The following is a 23473-nucleotide window of genomic DNA, read 5'->3' as shown; positions in this document are numbered from 1 at the left end:
CTATCTACAATTATACAGTCAGTTTACGCCTTGCCGAGATGACCGTATTCTGCATGAGCATTGTAATTGTCATTGGACCAACGCCACCTGGAACTGGAGTGATATGACTCGCTACTTCCTTCACTTCATCAAACAAAACATCTCCAGTCAGCTTGCCATCTAGGCGATTCATTCCAACATCAATGACAATAGCGCCATCCTTAACATGCTCTTTCTTGATTAAGTGAGCGATTCCTACTGCAACCACCAATATGTCTGCCTGACGAGTATGTTCCTCTAGGTTTTTCGTACGAGAATGACACATAGTAACCGTAGCATTTTCATGTAACAGTAATAAAGAAACGGGTTTTCCTACAATATTACTGCGACCGACTACTACAGCATGCTTACCCTCCATACTAATTCCTGTACTTTTAATCAGCTCAATTACACCATGTGGCGTGCAAGGAAGAAACGTCTCTTTGCCAATACATAAGTTCCCTACGCTGATCGGATGAAAGCCATCTACATCCTTTTCCGGGGAAATCGTATCAATAATCGCTTCCTCGTTCATATGCTTTGGTAAAGGTAATTGTACCAAAATACCATGAATGTTCGGATCTTGATTTAATTCCTTTACTAAATCTACTACTTCCTGTTGTGTTACATTACTTTCGAGACGAAATGACTTAGAGTAAATCCCCGTTTCCTCACACGCTTTGATTTTACCGTTCACATACGTTTGAGAAGCAGGATCATCACCAACTAAAACAACAGCCAAACCAGGTTGAATCCCTTTATCAACTAGTTCTGCCACCTCTTGTTTGATTCGTTCACGATATGATTTTGCAAACTCTTTACCATTGATTACTTGGGCTGTCATATTTGTCACTCCTCCATATTCGTTCATCTGTATACAGTAAGTGTAGCGGAAAGAGGATACAGGTGTAAAGACGAATTTTTTTAACAAAAAAACTTTTAATGTTCGCCTTTAGCTTTCATCCATCCTAGCATAGCCACACCATAGGCATTATCACCTGTATAAGCAGGGTCACAGAAAAAGAGTTTGCCCTTAACCGCTGGATGTTCGAGTCGCTTAATCAAGCGTTCACGTATGTATAGGTTAGCAGCCACACCGCCTACAATCAGAACTTCTCGACCGTGGCCAGCCTCCATCGCATTGCGCAAGGCTTTTTCTAAACTGTTAGCCACGCATTGCTCCGTTGCACGTGCAATCTGAGCTGGGGTTGCCATTTTCTCTTTGATTGCTCGTAATAAAGCATTTTCTGGACCAGAGAAGCTAAAGGTAAGTTCTTTTACAGAAGAGGATACCCTGAACTCCTCTGTTGAGGTCTCTGCGCGATCTACCTCTTTTGCCAGTTCCTCCAGATAAGGGCCTGCAGGGAAAGGCAGTTTCAAAGCTACTCCTATACGATCTACTAGTTGTCCCGCATGCAGATCGATCGTTCCTCCAATGATATCTATCTGGTAGCCTGTTTCAATGCGTTTGCACGAAAGAATTTCACTGGTTCCTCCAGATAAATGGACAGCTAAAAATCGGTCATTAGCTGGTCGGTCATCAGCAGTAAACTCGCCTGCCGCGATGTGACCTTCCTGATGCGTTGTCAGATAAAGAGGGACACGCAAAAATAAAGAAAGTGATTTACCTAGACCTTCACCCACTTTAAAAACAGGCATGTAGGACCCGTCTTTCGGACGAGGTTTTTCACTCACACATATCCCCTTTACTTGATACTCTTGTAATTTTAGTTGATCACAAAGTTCAGGAAGGTTCATCACATGCTGAAAGACGGCTTCCGATTGTTGCAAACCCCGTTCTCCCTCTTTCACACGCAAGAGTTTTTTGGCTTCTGCGACAATCTCACCGTCTTCTGTAGCAAGGCAAAGCGATGTCCGATAATTGCTGGTGTCAATTCCTACCATCACGTTTTTCATTCGCTTCACCTATCATTTATTCTTGAGTTTCTACTCTTTCATTGCTTTGCAGATAATTAGACAGCACGCCATTCACAAAACGATAAGACTGATCGTCGCTAAACAGCTTCGCTAGCTCAATCGCTTCATTCACTATTACGCGGGCAGGTACTCCATCTTCAAACATCAATTCAAAAAAGGCAAGGCGTAAAATCGCTCGATCTACATTTGCAATACGATCCAATTGCCACCCACGCAGATATTGTTTTACTGCTTCATCAATGGAATCTAAATTATTTAATGCGCCTTCTACCAGGTACAAAAGGTATTTATTATCTTGTGAGCTGTCTTCCATTACCATCTGTAAAGCATGGTGTAGCTCAACCTCAGCCATGTCGATTTGAAAAAGGATTTGAACCGCTTTTTCGCGTGCAATTCTGCGTTTCATGTACTTAGTCACCTACTATTTAAATTTGCCAGGTAAAATCCGATCGAGAATTTCTCGCAGGTCTTCTTTTCGATCCAGTTTTTGTCCGATAAAGTAGCCTGTCCCAATAAACACGATGAAAACCAGCGTGTTCCAGAAGCCTACTATCAAATAAATGATACCAAAAAGAAAACCAGCCAGAACTCCTAACAGTTTCCCCTTATGTTCCCATAATAACTCCCAAAGCATCCTATTCACCCTCTAATCCAACTTTCTGTTTCGAACGGCGACATTATTTTCCTTTGAGACGACTTCCGTTACCACAACAGTCACCTCTGCGATGTCAACGCCAGCGATGCTTTCCACTTGCTGTTTTACTTCGGTTTGCAACGTTTGCGTCATTTCAGGAATTGGGGACTCACCATCTACAGTGATTTTCAAAATGATCGCATTCCCGTTTTCCATGGAGCGAATTGTGGTGGTAAGATCGCGAACCCCACGAACCTTTCGCCCTGCGCGTTCTGCAATCGCTTTGATTGTTGCAAAGCTGATATTTACCATTCCATTCTCATTGCGTTGATAAATCCCTTTTTCTTCTCGTACCCTTCGCTGTGGAAACGCACTGAAAATAAACCGAACGCTAATCACCAAGAAGATGACAGCTACAATTAGATAGGGAATGTTAATCATATCGGCATTATACAATTCACGAAGCACCGCTTCTACATAGTACGGCTGAATTAGACGAGTAATGACACCAATCGCAATAATTGAGCCTGCTGTGAGCGCAATACTGTAAATTGTTAGGATAAACCGGTCAAAAAGATTCATGCGCGCCTCTCCTTTGTAGGAAACATCAACCAGCAAAGAACTCTGATCAGCATGCTCGACCAGTAGGAAAAATGCCCCCTAAGCTGGGGGCACTCCTAATAAGGTTTATCGAACCCGCTGATATTCTTCCGTTTGTGTAGCAGGTGGAGTTGCTGCTGGTTGTACTTTTTCCTCGGATTTTAATTCAACATCGATGATATGTACATTTACTTCCACCACTGATAGCCCAGTCATCGCTTCAATCGCGTTTCGCACGCTATCTTGAATGTTTCGAGCTACCTCGGGAATTCGATGGCCGTATTTTACGATAATGGAAACGTCAACTGCTGCTTCTTTGGAGCCTACTTCTACACGAACTCCTCGGGCTGCGTTTTTTTTCCCTAACTTTTCAACGAAATCTCCAACCAATCCACCGCTCATATGGGCAACTCCCTCAACTTCAGCAGATGCCATACCAGCAATAACTTCCAAGACTTCGGGAGCGATCTGGATTTTTCCAAGCTCTGATTTTGTCTCTTCTGCATCTATGAATTCCACGCTTCGCACCTCCCTTTTCAATTACACCTCATTATAACAGCGGGGTGTGATTTTTTGCAAACATCCTAGAGATCATTCAAATGAAGATCGTATGTCTCTAAAAATTTTGTATCAAATTGTCCACTGATAAAAACATCATGCTCTAATAATTTTAAGTGGAAAGGAATTGTCGTATGAACGCCTTCGATCATTAATTCCTGCAAAGCGCGCTTCATGCGCTCGATCGCTTCCTCACGCGTTTTTCCCCAAACGATTACCTTGGCAATCATGGAATCATAGTAAGGCGGAATCGTATATCCAGGGTATACAGCGCTATCAATTCGAACACCAAACCCACCCGGAGCTAGGTAGCCCTCAATTTTACCCGGTGATGGCATAAAGCCCTTTGCCGGATTTTCAGCATTGATACGGCACTCAATGGACCAGCCGTCCAAGACGATATCGTCCTGTGTAAAGGACAGTTGGTTGCCATATGCAACACTGATTTGCTCTTTAATAAGGTCGATCCCTGTAATCATTTCGGTTACCGGATGTTCTACTTGAATACGAGTATTCATTTCCATGAAGTAGAATTGGCCGTGTTTGTCCAATAGGAATTCTACCGTACCTGCACCATGATAATTTACAGCTTGAGCGGCAGCTACAGCAGCCTCTCCCATCTGTTTGCGCAACTCTTGACTTAGCGCTGGAGATGGAGCTTCTTCGACTAATTTTTGGTGGCGTCGTTGAATGGAGCAGTCACGTTCTCCAAGGTAAACCACATTACCATGCTTATCGCCCATGATTTGAATCTCCACGTGACGAGGACCTTCAACGAATTTTTCTAAATAAACGCCAGCATTTCCAAATGCGGTTTTTGCTTCATTTTGAGCTTGACGAATTGCTTTCTCTAAATCCTCGTCATCTACAGCTACTCGCATGCCTCGACCGCCTCCGCCTGCCGTAGCCTTGACCATAACAGGATATCCAATCTCTTTTGCCGTATCCAAAGCTTCAGCAATGCTTTCGATCAGCCCGTCCGTACCCGGTACAGTAGGAACCCCTGCACGCTTCATGGTATCTTTAGCTGTGGATTTATCTCCCATACCAGTTATTGCTTCTGGATCTGGTCCGATAAAAGTGATGTTACAAGCCGAGCAAATCTCAGCAAAATCAGCATTCTCTGCTAAAAATCCATATCCCGGATGAATCGCATCTGCTCCCACTTTGGTCGCAACGCTCATGATACTTGCCATATTTAAATAGCTGTCTTTCGAAGCAGTAGGTCCTATACAGTAAGCCTCATCCGCGAGCTTTACATGCAAGGCTTCTCGATCTGCCTCAGAGTATACAGCAACCGTTTGGATACCTAATTCGCGGCATGCACGGATAACGCGCACGGCAATTTCACCGCGGTTGGCAATGAGAATCTTTTGAAACATCGCGTTCTCCTCCAATTATTGTGCCTTTACCAAGAATAAAGGTTGACCGTATTCTACTAGTTGTCCATCTTCAACTAGGACTTTAACGATTTCGCCAGTCACTTCTGCTTCGATTTCATTAAATAACTTCATTGCTTCTACAATACATACAACCTTATTTGGCGTAACTCGATCACCCGGATTTACATAGACTGGTGCTCCTGGTTCTGGAGATGTGTAGAATGTACCTACCATTGGAGAAACAATTTTATGCAAATTAGCCTCATTTTCTACTGGTGTAGCCACAACAGCTGGTGCTGCAGGAGCTTGTTGTGGTGCAGGAGCAGCTTTCAGTGTGTATTGCTCGGCTGGAGCTGATGTATAAGCAACAGGCTCAGAGCGTACAACAACTGGTTGAGATGCTTCTACTCCGCCGCTTTTTTTAATAGAGAGCTTGGAGCCATCCGCCTCAAGCTCAAATTCATTAATGGAGGATTGGTCCAGTAATTTGATAATTTCACGGATCTCATGCAGTTTAAACACTACCTAGCACCCCTTTGTTCATTCAATAATTCAGCTCTTTTGTCGATTAGAATGACGATTATGATTGCATGTTATGAGCTGGTCATAAAATTTATGGTAACTTTTTGTCACGCGAACGTCAAGAAAGGATTTCTTTCTCATTCATTACTAATTTCGAGAAAGAAATCCTTTTTTCCCCCTTAGGGTTGAAAACTAACTGTAATATTTTTGCCTGGAACATTTAAATGTTGTTTGGCAAGAGCAATCAATTTAATTGCTTCCTTCGAATCAACCTTATCCTTCTGCACAATAATGCTGACGCTTTCCTTTTGGGTATTTACTACGCAATCCTTATAGCCCTTTGTTTTGATTAGCTCTTCTAATGCTAGTGTTTGTTGCTCAAGCGTGGATAATTCCTCTAAACGTGTATTTGCTTCTGCTATCGCTTGAGGAGTTGAATTGGAGTTGGTCATAATAGCTGTTTGCTCATCCTTTTGCAATTGGGTCATCGCTTCTCGTTTCAGCTTATATCCTTGGAAAACATCAGCTGATTCTGGTGCAGGAAATGTCGTCGTATCGGGAGCTGTGGCTGTGGCTGGAGTTTTATTGGCGGCTTTTTGATTCGGCTTCTCAACATCTTTGCCAGAAGACTGTGCTGTAGCTTTATCTACTTCTCCTTTGCTTTCAACAGGTTTTGCATCTTGCATTGGCTGGTCTAATTGCTTGGTATCTACTTCAATCCCTGTGATCGATTGATCTTCCTTTTGTGCTTCTTTATGATCAGTGGTTGCCGGCACCTGATCATTTGGACCTTTAACCATATAATATCCGGACAACACGACCATTACCGCAAGCATTGTTAACAACCAGACTGTTTGTTTACGTAAAATCATTTGAAATCCCTCCTACTATTTTTTGGGCAAAATAGAAATTTTATAAGCAGGTACTTCTAATGTTTTCTGCACGGCTTCTGTAATCCACGCTTTCACCTGAATGTTTTCGGCTCCTTTTGCTACAACCAGCACTCCTCTCACTTTAGGTTTTAAGGTTTTCACTACGACAGGCTGTTCTTGTTTGGAACCATTCATGATCACTACCTGTTCGTTGCGGGATTGGTCACTTTGAGCGCGAGTCGCTTTTTCTTTATCGGTTTCGTTTGTAGTGGCTTGTCGTTGTTCCCGATTTTTCTCTACCACCACTTCTGGAGTCGAATCGAGATTCACCATCACTTCTACAGAGCCTACTCCTGTTACCTTTTCTAAAATATCCTTGAGCTGGGTTTCAAAACGATTCTCGTATTCCCGAATTAAATCGCCACCTGTTGCATGAGAAGAGAAAGCGGGAGCACTTTTAACCGGATCATCAGGAGGCTGTACAGAACTATAGGTACCTTCTTGCTCTCGTGCTATATCTGGGGTGAACGACAAAAAATCTGTAAAGATCATGAATGCCGCGCCTAAGCAAAGCAGGATAATAAAATAATGAAGCGGCTTCATCTTTTTTGGCTCGTCCTTGGATTGAATCAGTTTCTTTAATGAATTCAGCATAATGGGTCCCCCCTTTCAGATACCGCCCAATCAGCGCTTTTCCGCTTCCCGTTTGGGAGCAATTATTTGGACCTGCTTTATTTCCACACCGCATTCCTTTGCAAGATACGCCGCAATCTCTGCATGAAGCGGGTCTTGTTTTGCCACCGAAGCAGAAGCTACAACGGCTTCATCCTTTCTCTCACTTCTTTCTTGTTGATTATTTAGATTTATCTCAACAGATTGGATCGGCGTAATTTTTTCAATAGGTGAATTTATCCCTTCCTTCCGTACTTGCCGGGCTTTATTTGTAGGAGGTTGATCGGGCCCAATCGTTGCTGTGATTTCTTTTATTGCTTGTTCTCTGGTGCCATGCGATGCAAACCGAATCGCTACATCTGAGAGCGTCACCCCAAAAGTCAGCTTTACCTTTTCAGCAAGCAGATTACTTAATTGTGAGGAGACATATTGGTTCATTTGATCATCTTTGGCTTGAATTAATTTCTGGGTTAATTGCTCCCACTGTGACTGTTTCTCTTGCTTTTTCTTGTTCTGCTCGTTTTGGTACATGCCAATTTTTGTGGCTATTTCATCTGGCGTAATTTGAAATATAGAGAAGACTGGCGACATGATTGTTAGCAAAATAATAAGACCCATCACCATTTTCACGTATTGCTGTATCTTCGTATTGGGCAGAATAAGATCCAGAAAGGCGGCTAACAACACTAGCAGAACAACCTTTCGCAACCAGAGATTCAACCATTCCATTTCATTTCACCTACCGAACCATCAAGGATATGTTTCCAGCTGCAATAATGATGGTAATGGCTAAAAAGAACATCAATCCAACTGTTGCTAGGGCTGCAAAAACATACAGCAGACTTTTACCGATAGTACCTAGTGCTTTGATAATCGGGCTATTTCCCAACGGTTGCAGTATCGCTGAGGAAAAATTATAGATAAGGGCCAATATCAGAATTTTCATAGCTGGAAAAGCACATAAGAGGAGCAGAATGATCACACCAGCCAGTCCCACTGCATTTTTAACAAGAACAGAAGCACTTACGACGGTATCTGCTGCATCCGTGAACATTCGCCCAACCACAGGTACAAAATTACCTGTGATATACTTTGCTGTGCGAATCGTGACCCCATCTGCCATTGCTGTGGTAGCTCCCTGAATGCTCAAGATGGCAAGAAAGATTGTTAAAAAGGAACCCATCACTCCCATGGCTACATTTCGAAGCAAGATCGCGAGCTGTGTTACTTTATATCTTTCTGAAAATAGACTCACAATAGACAGCATGGCTGAGAGAAATAAAAGCGGAAAAATGATCGTGGAAATGAGAAACCCGCTTATATTGATCATGAAGACAATAATAGGATGGAACATAGCTGCTGAGGCCATGTTACCCATGGAAGCAAGCAAGGCAAGTACAAGCGGTATCATGGCAAGCATAAAGTCTGACATCCCTTGAATGGCATCCTTGGCATAGGTAATCGCCACATGAAAGCTATTCATCGCAAGCACCATCAGAACCAGATAAGCAATAGCGTAAGCTACGACGGATACTGTATTTTTTTCAAAAGCATTTTGCATGGATTCTAGTAGCATCGCGAATACCGTAATGATGATGATCGAGCTGAGTAGCTTCCCATTCATCAGAATTTCATGAAAGAAGAATTTTAAAATACCTTTAAGCATCCCTGATGGTGACAAACCGCCATCCTCCATCAGCAATTGCATGAAGCCTTTTTGTTTCAGATCTGGCAGGTACCCTTCATACTGGTCCAATGTCTTTTTCCAAAAGGTCTCAATTTGTTGTAGATTTAAATGCTCCGTCTGCTGCTTGACCATTTTTTCTACTGGCGAAAAATTCTCGGGATTTGATGATGCTGCGATGGCACCATTTGCAAAGAATAGCAGAAGAAACAGGAGCAAGAGGGTACATCTGTGCGCCATCGTTCATCCTCACCTCCCTTTAAGCAGGCAGTAAATTGACGACTGTTTCAATAATGATTTGAATAATCGGAACAGCCATGACAAGAATTAGCACTTTGCCAGCCAATTCGATCTTGGAGGCGATTGCCCCTTGTCCAGCATCTCTTGTCACCTGCGCTCCAAATTCGGCAATGTAAGCAATCCCAATAATCTTTAGAATCGTGCTAAGAAACACAAGGTTGAGGTCTGCATGGACAGCTAACTTTTCTAAAACACGAATAACATCAGATATCTTGCCAATTAAAAAGGTAAAAATGATGACACCGCTTACGATAGCCAGTAAAAAGGCGAATAAGGGTTTTTGTTCTTTGATAACAAGGGCGAGAAGCGTTGCTACTAAGCCCAGACCGACAATTTGTACGATGTCCAACGGCTCCTCACCCCCTAATTAAAAAGGAAGACTCGTTTGACCTCGGTAAATAAATCACCTAGATAATGCGCTACCATAAACAACACAATGATAAATCCGACCAACGTCGCCCATTGAGCAATGTCTTCCTTTCCTGAGGCTTTTAGCACCGTTTGAATTATCGCAACGATAAACCCAACGCCGGCAATTTGAAACACTGGAGTCAAATCAAAGCCCACGCCCCACACCTCGCTCTTACATCATTAATATGACAATGAGAAGTCCGCCTAAAAATCCTAAATTTTTGTACATTTTTTCATACTTGAGCTGTTCTTCCTTGGCCTCTTCTTCTAACCCTCGTAAATGAAAGACTGTTAGTTGCAGATGTTTCTTCTGGTCCTCTCGATCAGAATTTCCCATCACATAGCCTAGGTTCTTTAAAATTTCCTTCTCCTCTTTTCGCAGTGCAGTTAAGCTCCACGTCTGCTCTAATGCGGTTTGCCAGACCATTTGAGTGGATTCGCCTGCGTTTGTTTGCAATAGCTCACTAGCCCGCTTGTACAGATTCCCAATGCTGTGGGTCACTCGAACAGAAATTTTTTCAAAGGCTAGCGAGAGGGGCGTAGCTCCATACACGATCTCCGTCTCTAGCATTTGCAAGGAGTGAAGCAAAGCTCTTAATTCTTTCACTCGGTCGCTATAACGCTTTCCAAGCTGGATACCAATGAGAGAGGCTGACACTAGCACTACGATGGCTGCCCCTATCTTAAGCATATGACCTTCTCCTTTTGAATCGATCGCAAGTGTTCATCGTATAGTCCATCCATTGTGCCAGCTCCGTGCTTGCGACTAAGAATCACGTACCTTTTAAAGACTCTTTCCTTGATTAAACGAGAAATCGTAGGCCGCTTCGCGATATCTTCAAGCGAAATTCCGTGAGCGCTGCATAACACTCCCACCCCTGCATGCAAAGCCTCCCATATCGCTTCGCTGTCCTCCTGTCTTCCGATTTCGTCCACCACAACCAGGTCAGGTGACATGGAACGAATCATCATCATCATTCCAATCGCTTTCGGACAAGCGTCCAACACATCGGTTCGCGGCCCTACGTCTCGTTGAGGAATACCATTGTAGCATCCAGCTATTTCGGAGCGTTCGTCCACAATCCCTACTTTTTTGCTAGAAGACCACTCATTCCCGTAACTAATGCTTCTTGCCAAATCACGAAGTAATGTTGTTTTGCCACATTGAGGAGGCGAGATAACCAATGTTGATTGGAACTGCCCCTGATCAAATAAATAGGCTAGAATGTCCCTGGCAACTCCCTTTTTCTCGCGGGCAATCCTTATATTAAAACTGGTAATATCTCGAATTCCTTTAACATCTCCATGCTCTAACACCACCCTGCCGGCGATACCGATACGATGTCCTCCGACAACCGTAATGTAGCCACGTTTTAATTCTTCCTCCAGCGCATAAAGCGAGTGCTGACTAATCTGATTAAGCAATTTCACGCTAGAATCCTCACGAAACATCCACCCTTGGCGAAAATTGGCTGTTAGCTGGCCTGTGGGTGTTACATAACTAGCCTGATGTCCGTAACGAATCTCGATCGGTAAATTTTGTCTTAGTCGAATCTCTTCTACATGTTCTTGCACGTTTACAGGCAGAGCGGCTATCACGGCACGAATCTCTGTCGGCAACAAAGACAAGATATGTTTCATAAAGTCTCCCCTTTGTCCACTCAGACTTATCTCATCCTATGCAGGAAGGGACAACATTTATGACTATCACGCCAAGGAAAACTAGTACAACTTTTTCCCTTACTAGAGTGACCTACTCTTATGCATGTAGAAGTGAACTAGGAAGGGTTATAAACATCCCGATGTGAGCGATTGGTTATTTCATAGGAATGATAGCCCTCAGGATCAACCTCTTCTTTCACCATTAAAACCTCTCTGCATTGAGGACATTCTAATTCGTGGACATGTGAAACGGTCCCTTTTCTATCTGTATCGTGTAGCGCTTCGTAATAATACGCTTCGTCCGAGTCATCCAAATCGGAGAATCGCTCTCTGTAATTCATCGCTTCTTGATAATCTTCATATACCGTTTCATAAAATTCATCATCATCGTATAACAGGTACTCCAGATCGGTTAAATCTTCGTCTACAGCCTCAACATATTGTTCACATTCTTCTACACGTACATGGATCGTTCTCATTTCCGCTACCAAATCATCACAAAGCTGTACAAGTCTGTACAAGGCTTTTTCTTCCAACCCTGCTAGTTCTGGGTCCAGTCCCTCCAGTAATCCTTGTAAATAAGCCAAATGCTGTTCCACATGTTCCATAAGAATACCTCCTCACGTATGCTAGTGGGTAGTATTCCCCAGAACCCTCAAGCACTATTTACTTTTTACGCCAATCAAAATGCAAGTTACCCCAATAAAAATCCATAGTATTTTCGTAAGTGATAATTTGTCAGATATACCTACCATTCCAATCGTTGTTGTTGTGAGTAAGATTAAGGGACCAATCAACGCTAAGCTGGAATTATAGATCAATGCTTTTTCAACTTGGTTTACCTTAAGGATGAGCAAGGCTACAATAATTTCCATACTGCCGGACAACAATCGTAGGGACGCCATCCCAATAATTGCCTTTTCCCACATGCACGTCTCTCCCTTCTCTTACCCACTCTATGCAACTTGTCCGCTGTTATGTCCTTTTCGCAATCAAAAATAGATAGGCTTATACCCCTTCGACCATGTAGACACAGACTGCATATGGTAAAACAAATGCCTATGGATTGGAGAGAGCTTACGAATGGAAAAAGAGACTGCGTTCTGGCCGACTCAATGGGTAGATCCATCCTGTACCCGAGAATGTAAGCCACGTCATACCGGAATGACCATGGTAATAGACAAAGGATTAGGCTTGCACGCCATGAAAGATTTGCTACACACTGCTTCCTCCTACATTGATATTTATAAACTAGGCTTCGGAACCTCTGTTCTCTATCCTTTTTCTGTGCTAGAAGAAAAGCTAACATTAGCTCTCTCTCTAGATATTGCGATTATGCCGGGCGGAACCTTTTTTGAAATAGCCTATACACAGGATGGGATTAAGACATATCTGGAACGAATTCGCGATGCTGGATTTAACGCAGTAGAAATTTCAGATGGAAGTATGCCTATTTCCACTCAGGAAAGGCATGACGCGATTTCGATGGCTAGAGAAATGGGCTTTCGTGTATTTTCAGAATATGGTCAAAAGGCGAGTACCTTCCGTGCTGATCAGGAAATGCTCCTGTCAACACTCGTGGGAGACGTGAATGCTGGTGCCGACTATGTCATTGTAGAAGCACGTGAAAGCGGTAATGTGGGAATTTATAACAAACAAGGCGAAATTGATTCAGAATTCGTACGTCAAGTCATACAACAAGCCTCTACGCTAGCAACTAGGCTAATCTGGGAAGCTCCGCAGAAACCCCAACAGATCGGCTTGTTAAAGACAATCGGACTTGACGCTAATCTAGGAAACATTGCTCCTGCAGACCTCTTATCTCTTGAAACTCTGCGTCGTGGGTTGCGTGGTGATACCGCCTATCAGGTATTAGAAGACAGGAGAAGATTGGTATGCGAATAGAGCTGGTCCCCACCGTTGAAGAAATACGAGTAGAACAGATCATCCATCGAACCGTCATCGTTATTGATGTACTTCGCTCCACTAGCACGATTGTCAGCGCTCTGGCTCACGGTTGTCGGATCATTAGTGCTACTGAGACAATTAGGCAAGCACTGGCTCTACGGACATCTGAATCTATTCTAGCTGGGGAACGCCACTGCAAAAAAATCACCTCGTTTGATGAAAATAATTCTCCGATTGCTATGAAAAAGGTAAACTGGGAACAGACACCTCATCTAGTGTTAACCACTACAAATGGTACCCGTGCCATGCAAAAAGCCGAGAAGGCTGAGAATTTGTATATCGCTTCTTTTCTAAACGCATCAGCTTGTATAGCTCAAGCCCTTCAATTAAAACGCGATATCACCTTATATTGCTCTGGGACCCGAATGGAATTCGCTTTAGAGGATGGTCTGTGTGCTGGCTACTTAGTGGAGGAGGCGAAGCGTTTTCTCCCCTCCATCGAGGTATGTGATTTAGCGGAAGCAATGCGAGGAGCCTATCAGACATTTGCTCCTTCCCTCTTACAAGTGATGATGAATAGTAAAACGGGAAAACGTCTACAGCAGCATCATTATCAGGAAGATATCGAAATGGCTAGTCAGCTCAATCTTTATAAAATCGTTCCTGTATGTAAGGAAAAATGCATACTCCCCCTGCTTGGCTCATAAGTTTGAGAGGAAGACACAGGACAGGGGTTCGATGAAGCATGCATGTCACAAGCGGTGAAATTATGTTGGTAGTACTCATCATTATTGGCCTGATTGGTCGTTCTCCTATCATTGCTACCGCAGCTAGCTTATTGTTGGTCTTAAAATTAACCTCGTTAGAACGCCTATTTCCGACTGTGGAGAGACGTGGTCTGGAATTGGGCCTTCTCTTTTTGACCGTATCCGTTCTCGTGCCGTTTGCCAGTGAAAAGGTATCGCTTAAGGATGTAACTCCACTGTTTACCACCGTTGTTGGGATTATGGCATTGATAGGGGGGATATTAGCTACCCATCTAAACGGAAAAGGACTGGATATGCTACGTGCTGACCCTCAGTTAATTGTAGGTTTAGTTATTGGTTCTATTATTGGGATTGTATTCTTTAGAGGAGTGCCTGTCGGTCCTTTAATGGCTGCTGGTATAACAGCTTTTTTCATGAAACTATTGGACTGGATAGGCAAAGCAATGTGAGGGTTAGTTATGACAAGAAAAAGGTAAAAATACACCCGCTTATCTGACGTTGGTTCTTAGGAGCTCTGTTTGTCTCTTCTAAGCTTTCCAATGCCATAGGATCGGGTGTATTTTTGTATGTGATCAGCTACATGTTTCTATGAGCTTATCGCACTTCTACTTTTCCTGTAATGGCGTTTAAATAAATATGTTTATCAGCATTCTCTTTTGTGCCTATTGAAACGTAGATTAATTTCGGCTCTGACAATTTCTCTCCATCGACTCCCTTTAGGGTATATGCTAATTGAAGCGGCATGACTTTGAGGTATTCCTGTACAGCCTCCTTTACTGGAACTACTTGACTCTTATCGGGCAGAACAATTTTGTCCTTCCATTGTGTAAGATTTTGGAATCCATTAACCTTTCCCGTAGACGGGTCAACAGAAACCTGATAAGCCAAATCAGGATATTGTTCGATAACCGGTACACCATCCTGACTCTTAAAGAATGAAAAATGCCAGTTACCTGAATTTACAGGGTTAGCCTCTTGCGGCTCTAGAATTTGGCTAATTTGTACTTCGGTAACCCCTGGATCTACGTATTTTTCCAGAGTAGCAATCGCTTCCTTTAAGGCGTCTTGTTGAGAAACGGTGATCTTACCATCAACTCTGGGGATATATATTTCCTCCACCTGACCTGTTTTAGCATTCGTAACCACCTCAAGGCGTTTCTCATTGTTTGTTTGCCATTGAAATACATGCTGTTTTGCTCCAAACCTAGATTTCCCTTCCCTCTCACTCACTGGAAGGCCAGTTACCTTCACTCCAAATTGATCCGTCAATAGACGCGCCGCTTCTTCCTTGGTTTTGATCATCGTTGGTTTTGCGGCTTTGAGTCTGATTGGCTCATGAGTCGTACGACGATCATAATCAATTCCATTATTACCCATTCCACGCTCTACTTTTCCAGTACCTGCATCTATATACCAGTTAAGTGTACGAATTTCACCCATTTGTACATGTGTAACGGTTGGAGTATAGTCAAGCAACGGGCGTTCTTCGATTACCTGATGTGTTTCTGGATCACGCTTGACTACTGAACGCTCGATATATCGTAGTTTCATATTTTGCGTTAATGCTTCTTCCGCTTTTTTCTGAGAAATTGCTTTTGAGCGATCAGGTAAACTAGCTAGGTCGTACAAGCCTGTTGCTCTGGAGTAATAAGTGATACGTCCTGCTTTATCTACTACAACGGTAAGATTATCCTCTAGCACAGGCAATCCGTTGTAAAAGCGCATGTAGCTAGCTCTGTCAACTGTTCCTTCCTCTTGATAATTGGTAAAATCGTCTCCAAGCATATGCTGTAAAAATAGATTCGCTTTTTCATTCATCAACGATTTTTGTGCCCATTCAACATTCTCATTTCTTGGGCTTTCCAGTCGGTAGTTTTTCAATAATTCGCCTTTTCCCTCCGTTCTGATCATTACCGTATTTCCTTCTTTATCAGCATTCGCTAATGAAAAATGGTATCCAGAGGACTCTACCTCTTTGTTTGTCAAAGCTGCTTCGGTATTTAACTCAGGAATGGCTTCCTTCAGCTTAATAAGCATCGCTTGCTCTGCTTTGTTAAGCTCCCCGTAGGAAACAATTCTCCCGGAACCATCCACCCATACTGATAGCTTAGCGAAAGGAACAGGTTCTCCATTTTTCATCTGTTGATAGGAAACATTCATTCCTTTCACATCCAACTGTAGGTATCCACTTTGTGGTGGCTTTATCTCACTTATCGTAATCTGCTGATATTCTTCACTATGATCACCGAGCAGAGATTTCAAAAATAAATCCGCTTTTTCTTTAGCAATCTTTTTGGATGGAATTTGCTCAGAGGAATCTCCCTTAAACCACTTAAATACTTCTACACTCCCAGTTTCCTTGTTGATAGCCACCTTCGCAAGCTTACCGTCCTTTGCTCGTAGCTGAACATTAATTCTGTTATCCGTTGTTTCCCTGATGTTAACCTGATAGCTACTTAAATCAGGGATTGCTTTTTGAAGGGACTGTAGAGCTTTCTCAACGATGGCGTTCGTCTTTTTCTCCGTCAAAGCAGTTGCCGACTGTTTCAACATCTCCTGTACTCCTGCAGGTGTCAATTTCCATACCGTTATCGCCAAAGCAAGGCAGGCTACTGCTGTGGCCACTGTATAAAGTCTGCGATGACGTTTGCGCACACCCGTGCTGGCCTTGTCTTTAATCCTTTTTTCTAAATCAGCGGTAAAACGCACATCCTTAGCTGCATTCCAGCTTACAGTCTGGACAGATTCACGAAACTCTTTTTCTACATCCATTCTACTCCCTCCCTTTCTAATAATGACTTAAAGCTCTTTCGTGCCCGATGTAGCTTCGTGCGAACGGCCTCTGCGGATATTTCAAGCACCTGCGCGATTTCCTTTACTGTAAAATCCTCATAGTAATGCAGTAAAATAATCTGCCGGTACTGAGGAGACAATGACATAACCTTCTCTGCCATTTCTGCCTTTGTCAGTTTGCCAATAACCGTCTCCTCTACTCGTTGTTCGTTTTTTTCATACTGATTATGAAGAACATCTTCTTTTTTGAAGGTAGAGAAAATTCGCCGAAAAGACCATGAACGCAAGTATTTTTTTGCTTCGTTAATAGCAATTCGATACAACCACGTTTTTACATTACTTTCTCCTCGAAATGAATGTAGCCCACGAAAGGCCTTTAGAAATACCTCCTGTGTGATATCCTCCGACATATTACGGTCTTTTACGATGAGATACACCAATTGAATAATTCTCTCTCCGTACTCTGCCATCAGGAATTCCAGGTATGCCTCTCTCGTCATAGCAAGATCCTGATCCGCCTGCTTTATATCCTCATACACAATGAAATGCCTCCCCCTTTTCGTTTTGTATGTCTATTTGATCCCGCTAAGTCAAAAGCATGACAGTTAATTGTAAAAATTTTATTGATGATGTAAACGTGAGAGACAAATGGCTAGAAAAGGGGATACCTTCGCCTTGCATTATTCCTTGGATGGGGAAAAATTTCAAATGGTTAGATATTTCCGTTTACCAGTTAGCGATACCGTAAAAGTAGGGATCGTTTCTCAATCTCCAACAGGTGAAGGCTTAACCAGTGATTTTGCTTTTCTCCAGCTTGAACGAATTACATTACGTAACATTCGAGCAGGGAAATAATAAAAAAACAAGCCCTAGATTCCTTCAGACTAGAGGCTTGTTTTCATGTATTCCTTAATGATGCTAGAATCAGACAGCAAAAAAACTACCGAAAATCGGCAGTTTTTCTTTGCTACTCTGTGTAGTTATTTTACTTATGCACGAGACACGTACGCTTGAGTACGAGTATCAATGATCAACTTGTCACCTTGGTTAACGAACAATGGTACATTTACGATAAAGCCAGTTTCCAACGTTGCTTTTTTCGAAGCACCTGTAGCTGTATCACCTTTAATACCTGGTTCTGTTTCTGCAACTTCCAATTCAACTGTGTTTGGAAGCTGGATACCGATCGTCTCACCATTATATTGCATGATTTGAACATTCATGTTTTCTTTAAGGAATTTCAACTCATGCTCAATTTGTTGTTTGGTAAAAGTGATTTGCTCATACGTTTCTGTATTCATGAACGTATAATCATCACCGCTAGCATACAAGTATTGCATTGTGCTTGATTCAATACGAGCAGGGTTTACTTTTTCTCCACCACGGAAGGTCATTTCCGTTACGTTGCCATTGCGCAGGTTACGCAGTTTGGAACGAACGAATGCCGCACCTTTTCCTGGTTTTACGTGTTGGAATTCAAGTACTGAATAAATATTACCGTCAACTTCAATAGTTAAACCAGTGCGAAAATCGTTTACAGAAATCATGCTTTTCCTCCTAAATATAACTCAACCTTACATAGTATAATTTATACCGGCAAAATCAGCAACTCTTTTGGAGTTTTGTTCAGAATCTCGATTCCATTTTCAGTTAATACCACATCATCTTCAATACGTACTCCACCAAGGCCCTCGACATAAATGCCAGGCTCAATTGTTATCACCATACCCGGCTCAAGTACCGTGTCTGAAAGCATCGAGACCGCAGGCGCCTCATGGACGTCCATTCCTAAGCCATGACCAGCAGCATGACCGTAGTAATCCCCATATCCTGCTTCTTTAATGATATCACGCGTCAATGCATCTACTTCTTTACCGGTCATCCCAACCTTTACCCGATTCACACCTTCCAGCTCTGCCCGTAACACAATCTCGTAGATTTCCTTCATTTTCGGATCAGGTTCGCCAACAGCAAAGGTACGTGTCATGTCAGAGTGATAACCCTCATAATGTGCCCCAAAATCAATCGTTACCATATCTCCGGCTTCTATCACTTTTTCACTAGCACGACCATGCGGTAAGGCCCCGCGTTTTCCTGAAGCTACAATGATATCAAAGCCGGAGCCTTTTGCCCCGTGCTTACGCATATAGTATTCCAGCTCACTGGCTACGTCTATTTCACGAATTCCCGGTTTAATCATTTTGATCACATGGGCAAAAGCAGCATCAGATAATTGGGCTGCCTGTCTCATAATAGCTATTTCCGCTTCGTCTTTGTATAAACGCAATTTCTCCACAAGACCCTTCGTAGCCACTAACTCTACATGGTCTAACGTCTGCTTCCAAGCTTCAAAGGTCGCATAGCTTGTATGTTCCGCCTCGAATCCAACCTTTGCTACCTTCATATCTTGGAGCACTTGTTTTATCGTCGGCAATGCTTGACGTTTATTATTAATGACTTCAAAACCTGTACATTCGTTCGTGGCTTGTTCGATATAGCGAAAATCTGTTACAAATTTAGCTTGGTCCAAAGATACGATTGCCCATCCTGTGGAACCACTAAAATTACTAATATACTGACGATTTACTTCGCTCTCAATAATGAGTGCATCTACATTTTGTTCCTTCAATACAGCTCTTAGTTTTTCCAAACGATGTGACATCATGATCTCTCCCATTCTGGTTGACTTCTATGTACTTCTGTTGTGTTGCAAATGGCGAACCATGGCCCGTAATGCCCATTCGTATCCATCGTTACCCAGCCCGACAATCTGTCCCAACGCTACAGGAGCAATGACAGACGTATGGCGGAACTCTTCACGCTTGTGAACGTTGGAGATGTGAACCTCGATCAGAGGCAACGATACACTGGCTACTGCGTCACGAATCGCATAGCTATAGTGAGTAAACGCCCCAGGGTTCATAATAATCCCATCGTATACATCTCGTGCATCATGAATAGCATCGATTAATACACCTTCATGATTGGATTGAAGATGTCCAATTGAGACATGCAGTTCATTTGCTACCTCTTGCAGATGCGCTACAATATCTTCTAACGTATCCTGGCCGTAAATAGTAGGCTCACGTTTCCCTAATGCATGTAAATTGGGTCCATTTAATACCAAGACAGAGATCATAGTTGGTCATCTCCCTTCCCCCTTAATCTCTGTCTATCTTATCATATTCTTTTCATTGCTACATTATTGGTCTCTTACGTTTTTGCTTCCTCGATATCAAATCTTGCCGCTACAATACTCATCCCAATAAACATCCCTAGTGACATAAACCAGAAAAATTCTGTACTCCAGACACCCCATCCCCAGCGATGCATATGAAAAAAATACCCAAATAAATAAAAAAACGCAATTCCATACAATGCCCCAAGCCACCAATTGTATAGGTTTCCAAGAACAAAGCTATATACCAAGCATCCGACAAAAATAATTAGAAATAACATAACCACTCCCAAAGCTAGACCTGCGTAGGAATTCTCTCTAGCTTTGCCAAGAAATGGACGCGCAAAGACATAGAGCCCGTAAGGAGTAAATTGAAAGAAGTGCATTAGGATACGAAGAATACCCCAGATCAACGTTCCGCATATCGAAAATTCTAAAATTGTCTTCGCCTGGATCGGTTTTGCCTTTACTTTTTTATCAGACGAGGATCGATTTTTAGGTTGCTGCTCTTCAGATTCCTCTGTTTTTAGCCGTTGTTGTTTCGAGATAGTTGCACTCACGTTAATCACCTCGGTACTAGTATGGCTATATCTAGGAAAAACATGAAATATTTCATTGCGAAAAGTACCTTGGAACATTAGGTGGCAGAAGGATATAACTTTCGGTTACAATAGAAATAAGGATGGTGATTAAATTTGAAGCAACAAAATGTGCCAGCATATGGCGGGCAAGCCGTAATAGAAGGCGTTATGTTTGGCGGTAGAAAAGTGACCGTAACCGCCATCCGCCGAAAGAATCAGGAGATTGAATTCTTTGAAGAGCCTAAAAAGACGATCGCATGGGTGAATAACCTGAAAAAAATTCCTTTTCTTCGCGGAATCGTTGGATTGATTGAGGCAAGTGCCAGCGGAGCTAAGCATCTGAACTTCGCTTCTGAACAATACAGCATGGAATCAGATGATGAGGCAGATAAAAGCTCTGGTCCATCTAAGATGACACTAATATTAGGCGTCGCCGTGGTAGGTGTACTTTCTTTTCTAGTTGGTAAAATTTTATTTACGGTTGTACCAGCTATACTTGCAGGCTTTCTATTTGGAAAATGGGTTCCGGCTGGTTTGTGGCAAAATTTAATTGAAGGCGGAATTAAATTCTTCCTGCTCATCGGCTATATTAGCTTGATTGCCCAGACACCATTGATCAAACGCTTATTTCAATATCACGGCGCTGAACATAAAGTGATTAATGCGTATGAGGCTGGGGTAGAATTAACAGTAAAGAACGTGCAAAGTTTTTCCACCCTACACTACCGTTGTGGCAGTAGCTTTCTCATTTTTTCCATTATTGTCGGGGTGTTTGTATACTCCTTAGTTGATTACCATACAATGTGGGATCGTGTTGTTCAACGGATTATCTTGTTACCAGTGGTAATTGGCGTTTCGTATGAGGTTTTACAAGGAACCAATCTATTGCGAGATATTCCAGTTCTTCGTTTCTTGGGTTATCCTGGGCTCTGGTTGCAGCGCATCACGACAAGAGAACCTGATGATACGCAAGTGGAAGTAGCTATTGCCTCTTTTGAAAAAATGAGGGAACGGGATCAAGAATTTATGAAGAATCAAAACCTTGCTACCACCGGTTAAGTAACCTATCTTAAAGAGGTGAAGCTAGTGAAAAGAGGCTTTCTTTATCCGGTTTTTGGGGTAATCATGCTGTTGGCGGTTGTGGGATTTACAACCCAATTTTTACAGAACCCCGGTACAATGATCGCGTTAATTGCCTTTTCTGCTCTTCTGTTGTATCTTGCGCGTAATTTTTTGAAAACAGGCAAGTTCATGCCGCGGTTCACCAAAAAAACTCCTAAGGTCAGACCAATGAAACCAGGATTAAAGCGATCTGTAACAGCTAATCGTCGCCCCAATCCCTTTCAGGTTATTGAAGGCAGTAAAGGTAGTAAAAAAGACAAACGTGATAAAACGAAACAAAATAAGCCGAAGATGTATCAGTAACAGCTTTCAAACCAGAAAGCTGTTATTTTTTTCACTCCGATAAGCAGTAACGTACTTATTAAAATCCCACTTGTTTAAGAAGTCCTCCGCTGCCTTTTTCCCTGAATCAAATAACTCTTGTCGTTGAGCGGCGCTTAAATGGAAATCAATGGCGCTATAGCCCTTGGTAGGAATGAAAACCGTGCGAATAGCTTCTGCTTTTTTTACATGAAACCGATCATGGGCGTCCATCATGGTCATCAGCAGCGCCTTGGATAGACCGTATAAGCTTTTCACTGTTTGAGGCCGAACAGGAACCGACCTATCATTTAAACGAAAGCCAAAGGTCGGCCATAAAGGCCTTTCCTTAGAATCAAACAGCCAAACGGGAAAATTACTCAATAGACCACCATCTACAATGATATGAGGGGTCTTGTTTTTATACAAAAAATAAGGTTGGAAGAAATAGGGGATTGCACAGCTCATTCGAACTGCTTTTGCGATCGGGAAGGTTTCTGGGTTAATTTCAAAATCAGGTAGGTCATCTGGTAGGGTTAGCATGGTGCCAGCACTGATGTCAGAAGCGATGATGCGTAATTTTTCTTTCGGCAAATCCCCAAAGGTACGAATTCCTTTTTTGAGCAATAATTGACTGACAAAACGTTCAATTTCATCACTGGGATACAAGCCCTTTTGGACGATCAGGTTATAGCATGAGCCAAGATAAGGAACTTTCGATAAGCCTTTCCTTTTTAAAAATTGCAAAAAATTTAACGTTTCGAATATCTCCCGAAGCTCTTGATGACGATATCCGGCAGCCAACAGAGCGGCAACGATGGAACCTGCTGACGTGCCAGCAACGCTCTCCCACTGGTATCCATGCTGTTCCATCGCCGTAATCGCTCCAATCAAAGCTATCCCTTTCATGCCTCCCCCTTCAAAAACCGCATCTACTCGCATGTGCTCCCTCCATTCATACAAGGATGAATCCACAAATAGTTTATGCGGCAGGATAGTTATCCTACTCCTGAAAATTAGGGATAAAAAACACAAAAAAGCAAGCTTATCTGGCTTGCCTTCTGTGCTACATGGAATCTGGTTTAGTATCCGTGTCCTCTTTTTGTTCGTCTTCCTCTCGAATACGCATGAGTTCAGCAACACGTGAAGGATCCTCTTTTAAAAATTGAACCAAATACTCTATGCTAGCAATGGATTCCCAGCTCAAGTGGTGTTCAATTCCCTCAACGTCCTTATAAATTAAATCCTGATCGACACCGATTAGCGTCAAGAAATCTTCCAGTAATGCATGTCGCCGCACCAAACGTTTACCTACTTTTTTTCCTTTAGCCGTTAAGACTAGCCCGCGATATTTTTCATAGACTAAGTAATTGTCTTTATCTAGTTTCTGTACCATTTTTGTAACAGAGGACGGATGCACCTCTAATGCTTCTGCAATATCGGACACACGAGCATATCCCTTGGTATCAATTAAACTATAAATTCTTTCCAGATAATCTTCCATACTTGGAGTTGGCACTCTCATCCCTCGTTTCAGCCAGTATCGCCAAAGACATATGACTCTATCATAC

Annotated in this window: 32 protein-coding genes; 6 read left to right on the top strand and 26 right to left on the bottom strand. The window is 42.6% G+C overall.

All coding sequences use genetic code 11. The annotated features are described in order from the left end of the window. Window positions 1-10 precede the first annotated feature (10 nt). The 18 genes from folD to BRLA_RS08150 form a co-directional block, all read right to left on the bottom strand. Window positions 11-862: a bifunctional methylenetetrahydrofolate dehydrogenase/methenyltetrahydrofolate cyclohydrolase FolD gene (gene folD, locus BRLA_RS08235; protein WP_003337886.1), complete on the bottom strand. Its 852-nt coding sequence runs from the start codon at window positions 860-862 to the stop codon at window positions 11-13. Window positions 863-957: 95 nt separating this feature from the next. Then, the gene (locus tag BRLA_RS08230) at window positions 958-1935 is read right to left on the bottom strand and encodes a tRNA (adenosine(37)-N6)-threonylcarbamoyltransferase complex transferase subunit TsaD (protein ID WP_003337887.1); all 978 of its coding nucleotides are present in this window, start codon (window positions 1933-1935) and stop codon (window positions 958-960) included. A 16-nt stretch (window positions 1936-1951) separates the two neighbouring features. Then, window positions 1952-2362 (bottom strand): transcription antitermination factor NusB, encoded by a 411-nt coding sequence (nusB, locus tag BRLA_RS08225; RefSeq protein WP_003337888.1) that lies wholly within the window; start codon window positions 2360-2362, stop codon window positions 1952-1954. Window positions 2363-2377: 15 nt separating this feature from the next. Continuing rightward, complete coding sequence (locus BRLA_RS08220; protein WP_003337889.1) at window positions 2378-2590, bottom strand: DUF2273 domain-containing protein; 213 nt, start codon at window positions 2588-2590, stop codon at window positions 2378-2380. A gap of 12 nt (window positions 2591-2602) precedes the next feature. Then, the gene (gene amaP / locus BRLA_RS08215) at window positions 2603-3172 is read right to left on the bottom strand and encodes an alkaline shock response membrane anchor protein AmaP (protein ID WP_003337890.1); all 570 of its coding nucleotides are present in this window, start codon (window positions 3170-3172) and stop codon (window positions 2603-2605) included. Between the two features lie 105 nt (window positions 3173-3277). Beyond that, window positions 3278-3709, bottom strand: coding sequence for an Asp23/Gls24 family envelope stress response protein (locus tag BRLA_RS08210; RefSeq protein ID WP_003337891.1), 432 nt, complete (start codon window positions 3707-3709; stop codon window positions 3278-3280). A gap of 65 nt (window positions 3710-3774) precedes the next feature. Then, complete coding sequence (gene accC / locus BRLA_RS08205; RefSeq protein WP_003337892.1) at window positions 3775-5130, bottom strand: acetyl-CoA carboxylase biotin carboxylase subunit; 1356 nt, start codon at window positions 5128-5130, stop codon at window positions 3775-3777. A 15-nt stretch (window positions 5131-5145) separates the two neighbouring features. Next, the gene (gene accB / locus BRLA_RS08200) at window positions 5146-5652 is read right to left on the bottom strand and encodes an acetyl-CoA carboxylase biotin carboxyl carrier protein (protein ID WP_003337893.1); all 507 of its coding nucleotides are present in this window, start codon (window positions 5650-5652) and stop codon (window positions 5146-5148) included. Window positions 5653-5831: 179 nt separating this feature from the next. Next, window positions 5832-6524: a SpoIIIAH-like family protein gene (locus BRLA_RS08195; RefSeq protein WP_003337894.1), complete on the bottom strand. Its 693-nt coding sequence runs from the start codon at window positions 6522-6524 to the stop codon at window positions 5832-5834. A gap of 15 nt (window positions 6525-6539) precedes the next feature. Further along, a complete protein-coding gene (gene spoIIIAG / locus BRLA_RS08190; protein ID WP_003337895.1) occupies window positions 6540-7178 on the bottom strand; it encodes a stage III sporulation protein AG in 639 nt (212 codons plus the stop codon). Window positions 7179-7208: 30 nt separating this feature from the next. Next, the gene (spoIIIAF, locus tag BRLA_RS08185; protein WP_003337896.1) at window positions 7209-7925 is read right to left on the bottom strand and encodes a stage III sporulation protein AF; all 717 of its coding nucleotides are present in this window, start codon (window positions 7923-7925) and stop codon (window positions 7209-7211) included. A gap of 10 nt (window positions 7926-7935) precedes the next feature. Beyond that, a complete protein-coding gene (spoIIIAE, locus tag BRLA_RS08180; RefSeq protein WP_003337897.1) occupies window positions 7936-9120 on the bottom strand; it encodes a stage III sporulation protein AE in 1185 nt (394 codons plus the stop codon). A gap of 19 nt (window positions 9121-9139) precedes the next feature. Beyond that, window positions 9140-9529 (bottom strand): stage III sporulation protein AD, encoded by a 390-nt coding sequence (gene spoIIIAD, locus BRLA_RS08175; RefSeq protein ID WP_003337898.1) that lies wholly within the window; start codon window positions 9527-9529, stop codon window positions 9140-9142. A 14-nt stretch (window positions 9530-9543) separates the two neighbouring features. Then, window positions 9544-9747 carry a stage III sporulation protein AC gene (gene spoIIIAC, locus BRLA_RS08170; protein ID WP_003337900.1) on the bottom strand — a complete coding sequence of 68 codons (204 nt, stop codon included), beginning with the start codon at window positions 9745-9747 and terminating at the stop codon, window positions 9544-9546. A gap of 16 nt (window positions 9748-9763) precedes the next feature. Next, a complete protein-coding gene (gene spoIIIAB / locus BRLA_RS08165; protein WP_003337901.1) occupies window positions 9764-10282 on the bottom strand; it encodes a stage III sporulation protein SpoIIIAB in 519 nt (172 codons plus the stop codon). Next, a complete protein-coding gene (spoIIIAA, locus tag BRLA_RS08160) occupies window positions 10270-11232 on the bottom strand; it encodes a stage III sporulation protein AA (RefSeq protein ID WP_003337902.1) in 963 nt (320 codons plus the stop codon). The genes spoIIIAB and spoIIIAA overlap by 13 nt, the downstream gene beginning before the upstream one ends. A 137-nt stretch (window positions 11233-11369) precedes the next feature. Further along, window positions 11370-11861 carry a CD1247 N-terminal domain-containing protein gene (locus BRLA_RS08155; protein WP_003337903.1) on the bottom strand — a complete coding sequence of 164 codons (492 nt, stop codon included), beginning with the start codon at window positions 11859-11861 and terminating at the stop codon, window positions 11370-11372. A 54-nt stretch (window positions 11862-11915) separates the two neighbouring features. Next, window positions 11916-12182 carry a YqhV family protein gene (locus BRLA_RS08150; protein ID WP_003337904.1) on the bottom strand — a complete coding sequence of 89 codons (267 nt, stop codon included), beginning with the start codon at window positions 12180-12182 and terminating at the stop codon, window positions 11916-11918. Between the two features lie 154 nt (window positions 12183-12336). On the opposite strand from BRLA_RS08150, the gene BRLA_RS08145 reads away from it, so the two are divergent. The 3 genes from BRLA_RS08145 to BRLA_RS08135 are packed head-to-tail and all read left to right on the top strand — an operon-like array spanning window position 12337 to window position 14377. Continuing rightward, on the top strand, window positions 12337-13158 hold the full coding sequence (locus BRLA_RS08145) for a phosphosulfolactate synthase (RefSeq protein WP_003337905.1): 822 nt from the start codon (window positions 12337-12339) through the stop codon (window positions 13156-13158). Continuing rightward, the gene (locus BRLA_RS08140) at window positions 13149-13868 is read left to right on the top strand and encodes a 2-phosphosulfolactate phosphatase (RefSeq protein ID WP_003337906.1); all 720 of its coding nucleotides are present in this window, start codon (window positions 13149-13151) and stop codon (window positions 13866-13868) included. The genes BRLA_RS08145 and BRLA_RS08140 overlap by 10 nt, the downstream gene beginning before the upstream one ends. Before the next feature lie 38 nt (window positions 13869-13906). Next, the gene (locus BRLA_RS08135; RefSeq protein ID WP_003337908.1) at window positions 13907-14377 is read left to right on the top strand and encodes a DUF441 domain-containing protein; all 471 of its coding nucleotides are present in this window, start codon (window positions 13907-13909) and stop codon (window positions 14375-14377) included. A gap of 145 nt (window positions 14378-14522) precedes the next feature. Here the strand turns inward: BRLA_RS08135 and BRLA_RS08130 are convergent, their stop codons facing one another. Then, window positions 14523-16700 (bottom strand): YcdB/YcdC domain-containing protein, encoded by a 2178-nt coding sequence (locus tag BRLA_RS08130; RefSeq protein ID WP_003337909.1) that lies wholly within the window; start codon window positions 16698-16700, stop codon window positions 14523-14525. Beyond that, window positions 16691-17260 carry a sigma-70 family RNA polymerase sigma factor gene (locus BRLA_RS08125; RefSeq protein ID WP_003337910.1) on the bottom strand — a complete coding sequence of 190 codons (570 nt, stop codon included), beginning with the start codon at window positions 17258-17260 and terminating at the stop codon, window positions 16691-16693. The genes BRLA_RS08130 and BRLA_RS08125 overlap by 10 nt, the downstream gene beginning before the upstream one ends. A 109-nt stretch (window positions 17261-17369) precedes the next feature. Between BRLA_RS08125 and BRLA_RS08120 the strand changes: the two genes are divergently transcribed. Further along, a complete protein-coding gene (locus BRLA_RS08120; protein ID WP_003337911.1) occupies window positions 17370-17576 on the top strand; it encodes a DUF1349 domain-containing protein in 207 nt (68 codons plus the stop codon). Between the two features lie 134 nt (window positions 17577-17710). Here BRLA_RS08120 and efp read toward each other — a convergent pair whose 3' ends face one another. From efp to BRLA_RS08100, 4 genes are all read right to left on the bottom strand, one after another. Beyond that, complete coding sequence (efp, locus tag BRLA_RS08115; protein ID WP_003337912.1) at window positions 17711-18268, bottom strand: elongation factor P; 558 nt, start codon at window positions 18266-18268, stop codon at window positions 17711-17713. Window positions 18269-18309: 41 nt separating this feature from the next. After that, window positions 18310-19383: a M24 family metallopeptidase gene (locus BRLA_RS08110; RefSeq protein ID WP_041752026.1), complete on the bottom strand. Its 1074-nt coding sequence runs from the start codon at window positions 19381-19383 to the stop codon at window positions 18310-18312. A 27-nt stretch (window positions 19384-19410) separates the two neighbouring features. Further along, entirely contained in the window at window positions 19411-19860 is a 450-nt protein-coding gene (gene aroQ, locus BRLA_RS08105) for a type II 3-dehydroquinate dehydratase (protein WP_003337914.1), read from the bottom strand. 74 nt (window positions 19861-19934) lie between these two features. Then, a complete protein-coding gene (locus BRLA_RS08100) occupies window positions 19935-20459 on the bottom strand; it encodes a YqhR family membrane protein (protein ID WP_003337915.1) in 525 nt (174 codons plus the stop codon). 135 nt (window positions 20460-20594) lie between these two features. On the opposite strand from BRLA_RS08100, the gene BRLA_RS08095 reads away from it, so the two are divergent. After that, on the top strand, window positions 20595-21539 hold the full coding sequence (locus BRLA_RS08095) for a DUF1385 domain-containing protein (protein ID WP_003337916.1): 945 nt from the start codon (window positions 20595-20597) through the stop codon (window positions 21537-21539). A gap of 27 nt (window positions 21540-21566) precedes the next feature. Beyond that, on the top strand, window positions 21567-21905 hold the full coding sequence (locus BRLA_RS08090) for a TMEM14 family protein (RefSeq protein WP_003343949.1): 339 nt from the start codon (window positions 21567-21569) through the stop codon (window positions 21903-21905). A 6-nt stretch (window positions 21906-21911) separates the two neighbouring features. Here BRLA_RS08090 and BRLA_RS08085 read toward each other — a convergent pair whose 3' ends face one another. Then, a complete protein-coding gene (locus BRLA_RS08085) occupies window positions 21912-22844 on the bottom strand; it encodes a patatin-like phospholipase family protein (protein ID WP_003337918.1) in 933 nt (310 codons plus the stop codon). 124 nt (window positions 22845-22968) lie between these two features. Continuing rightward, window positions 22969-23421 (bottom strand): transcriptional regulator MntR, encoded by a 453-nt coding sequence (gene mntR / locus BRLA_RS08080; protein ID WP_003337919.1) that lies wholly within the window; start codon window positions 23419-23421, stop codon window positions 22969-22971. Between the last annotated feature and the right edge of the window lie 52 nt (window positions 23422-23473).

It is taken from the genome of Brevibacillus laterosporus LMG 15441, assembly GCF_000219535.2.
In the GTDB taxonomy this organism is placed as follows: domain Bacteria; phylum Bacillota; class Bacilli; order Brevibacillales; family Brevibacillaceae; genus Brevibacillus_B; species Brevibacillus_B halotolerans.
The sequence above is the reverse complement of the archived record's forward strand: the minus strand, read 5'-3'. Positions and strand labels throughout refer to the sequence as shown.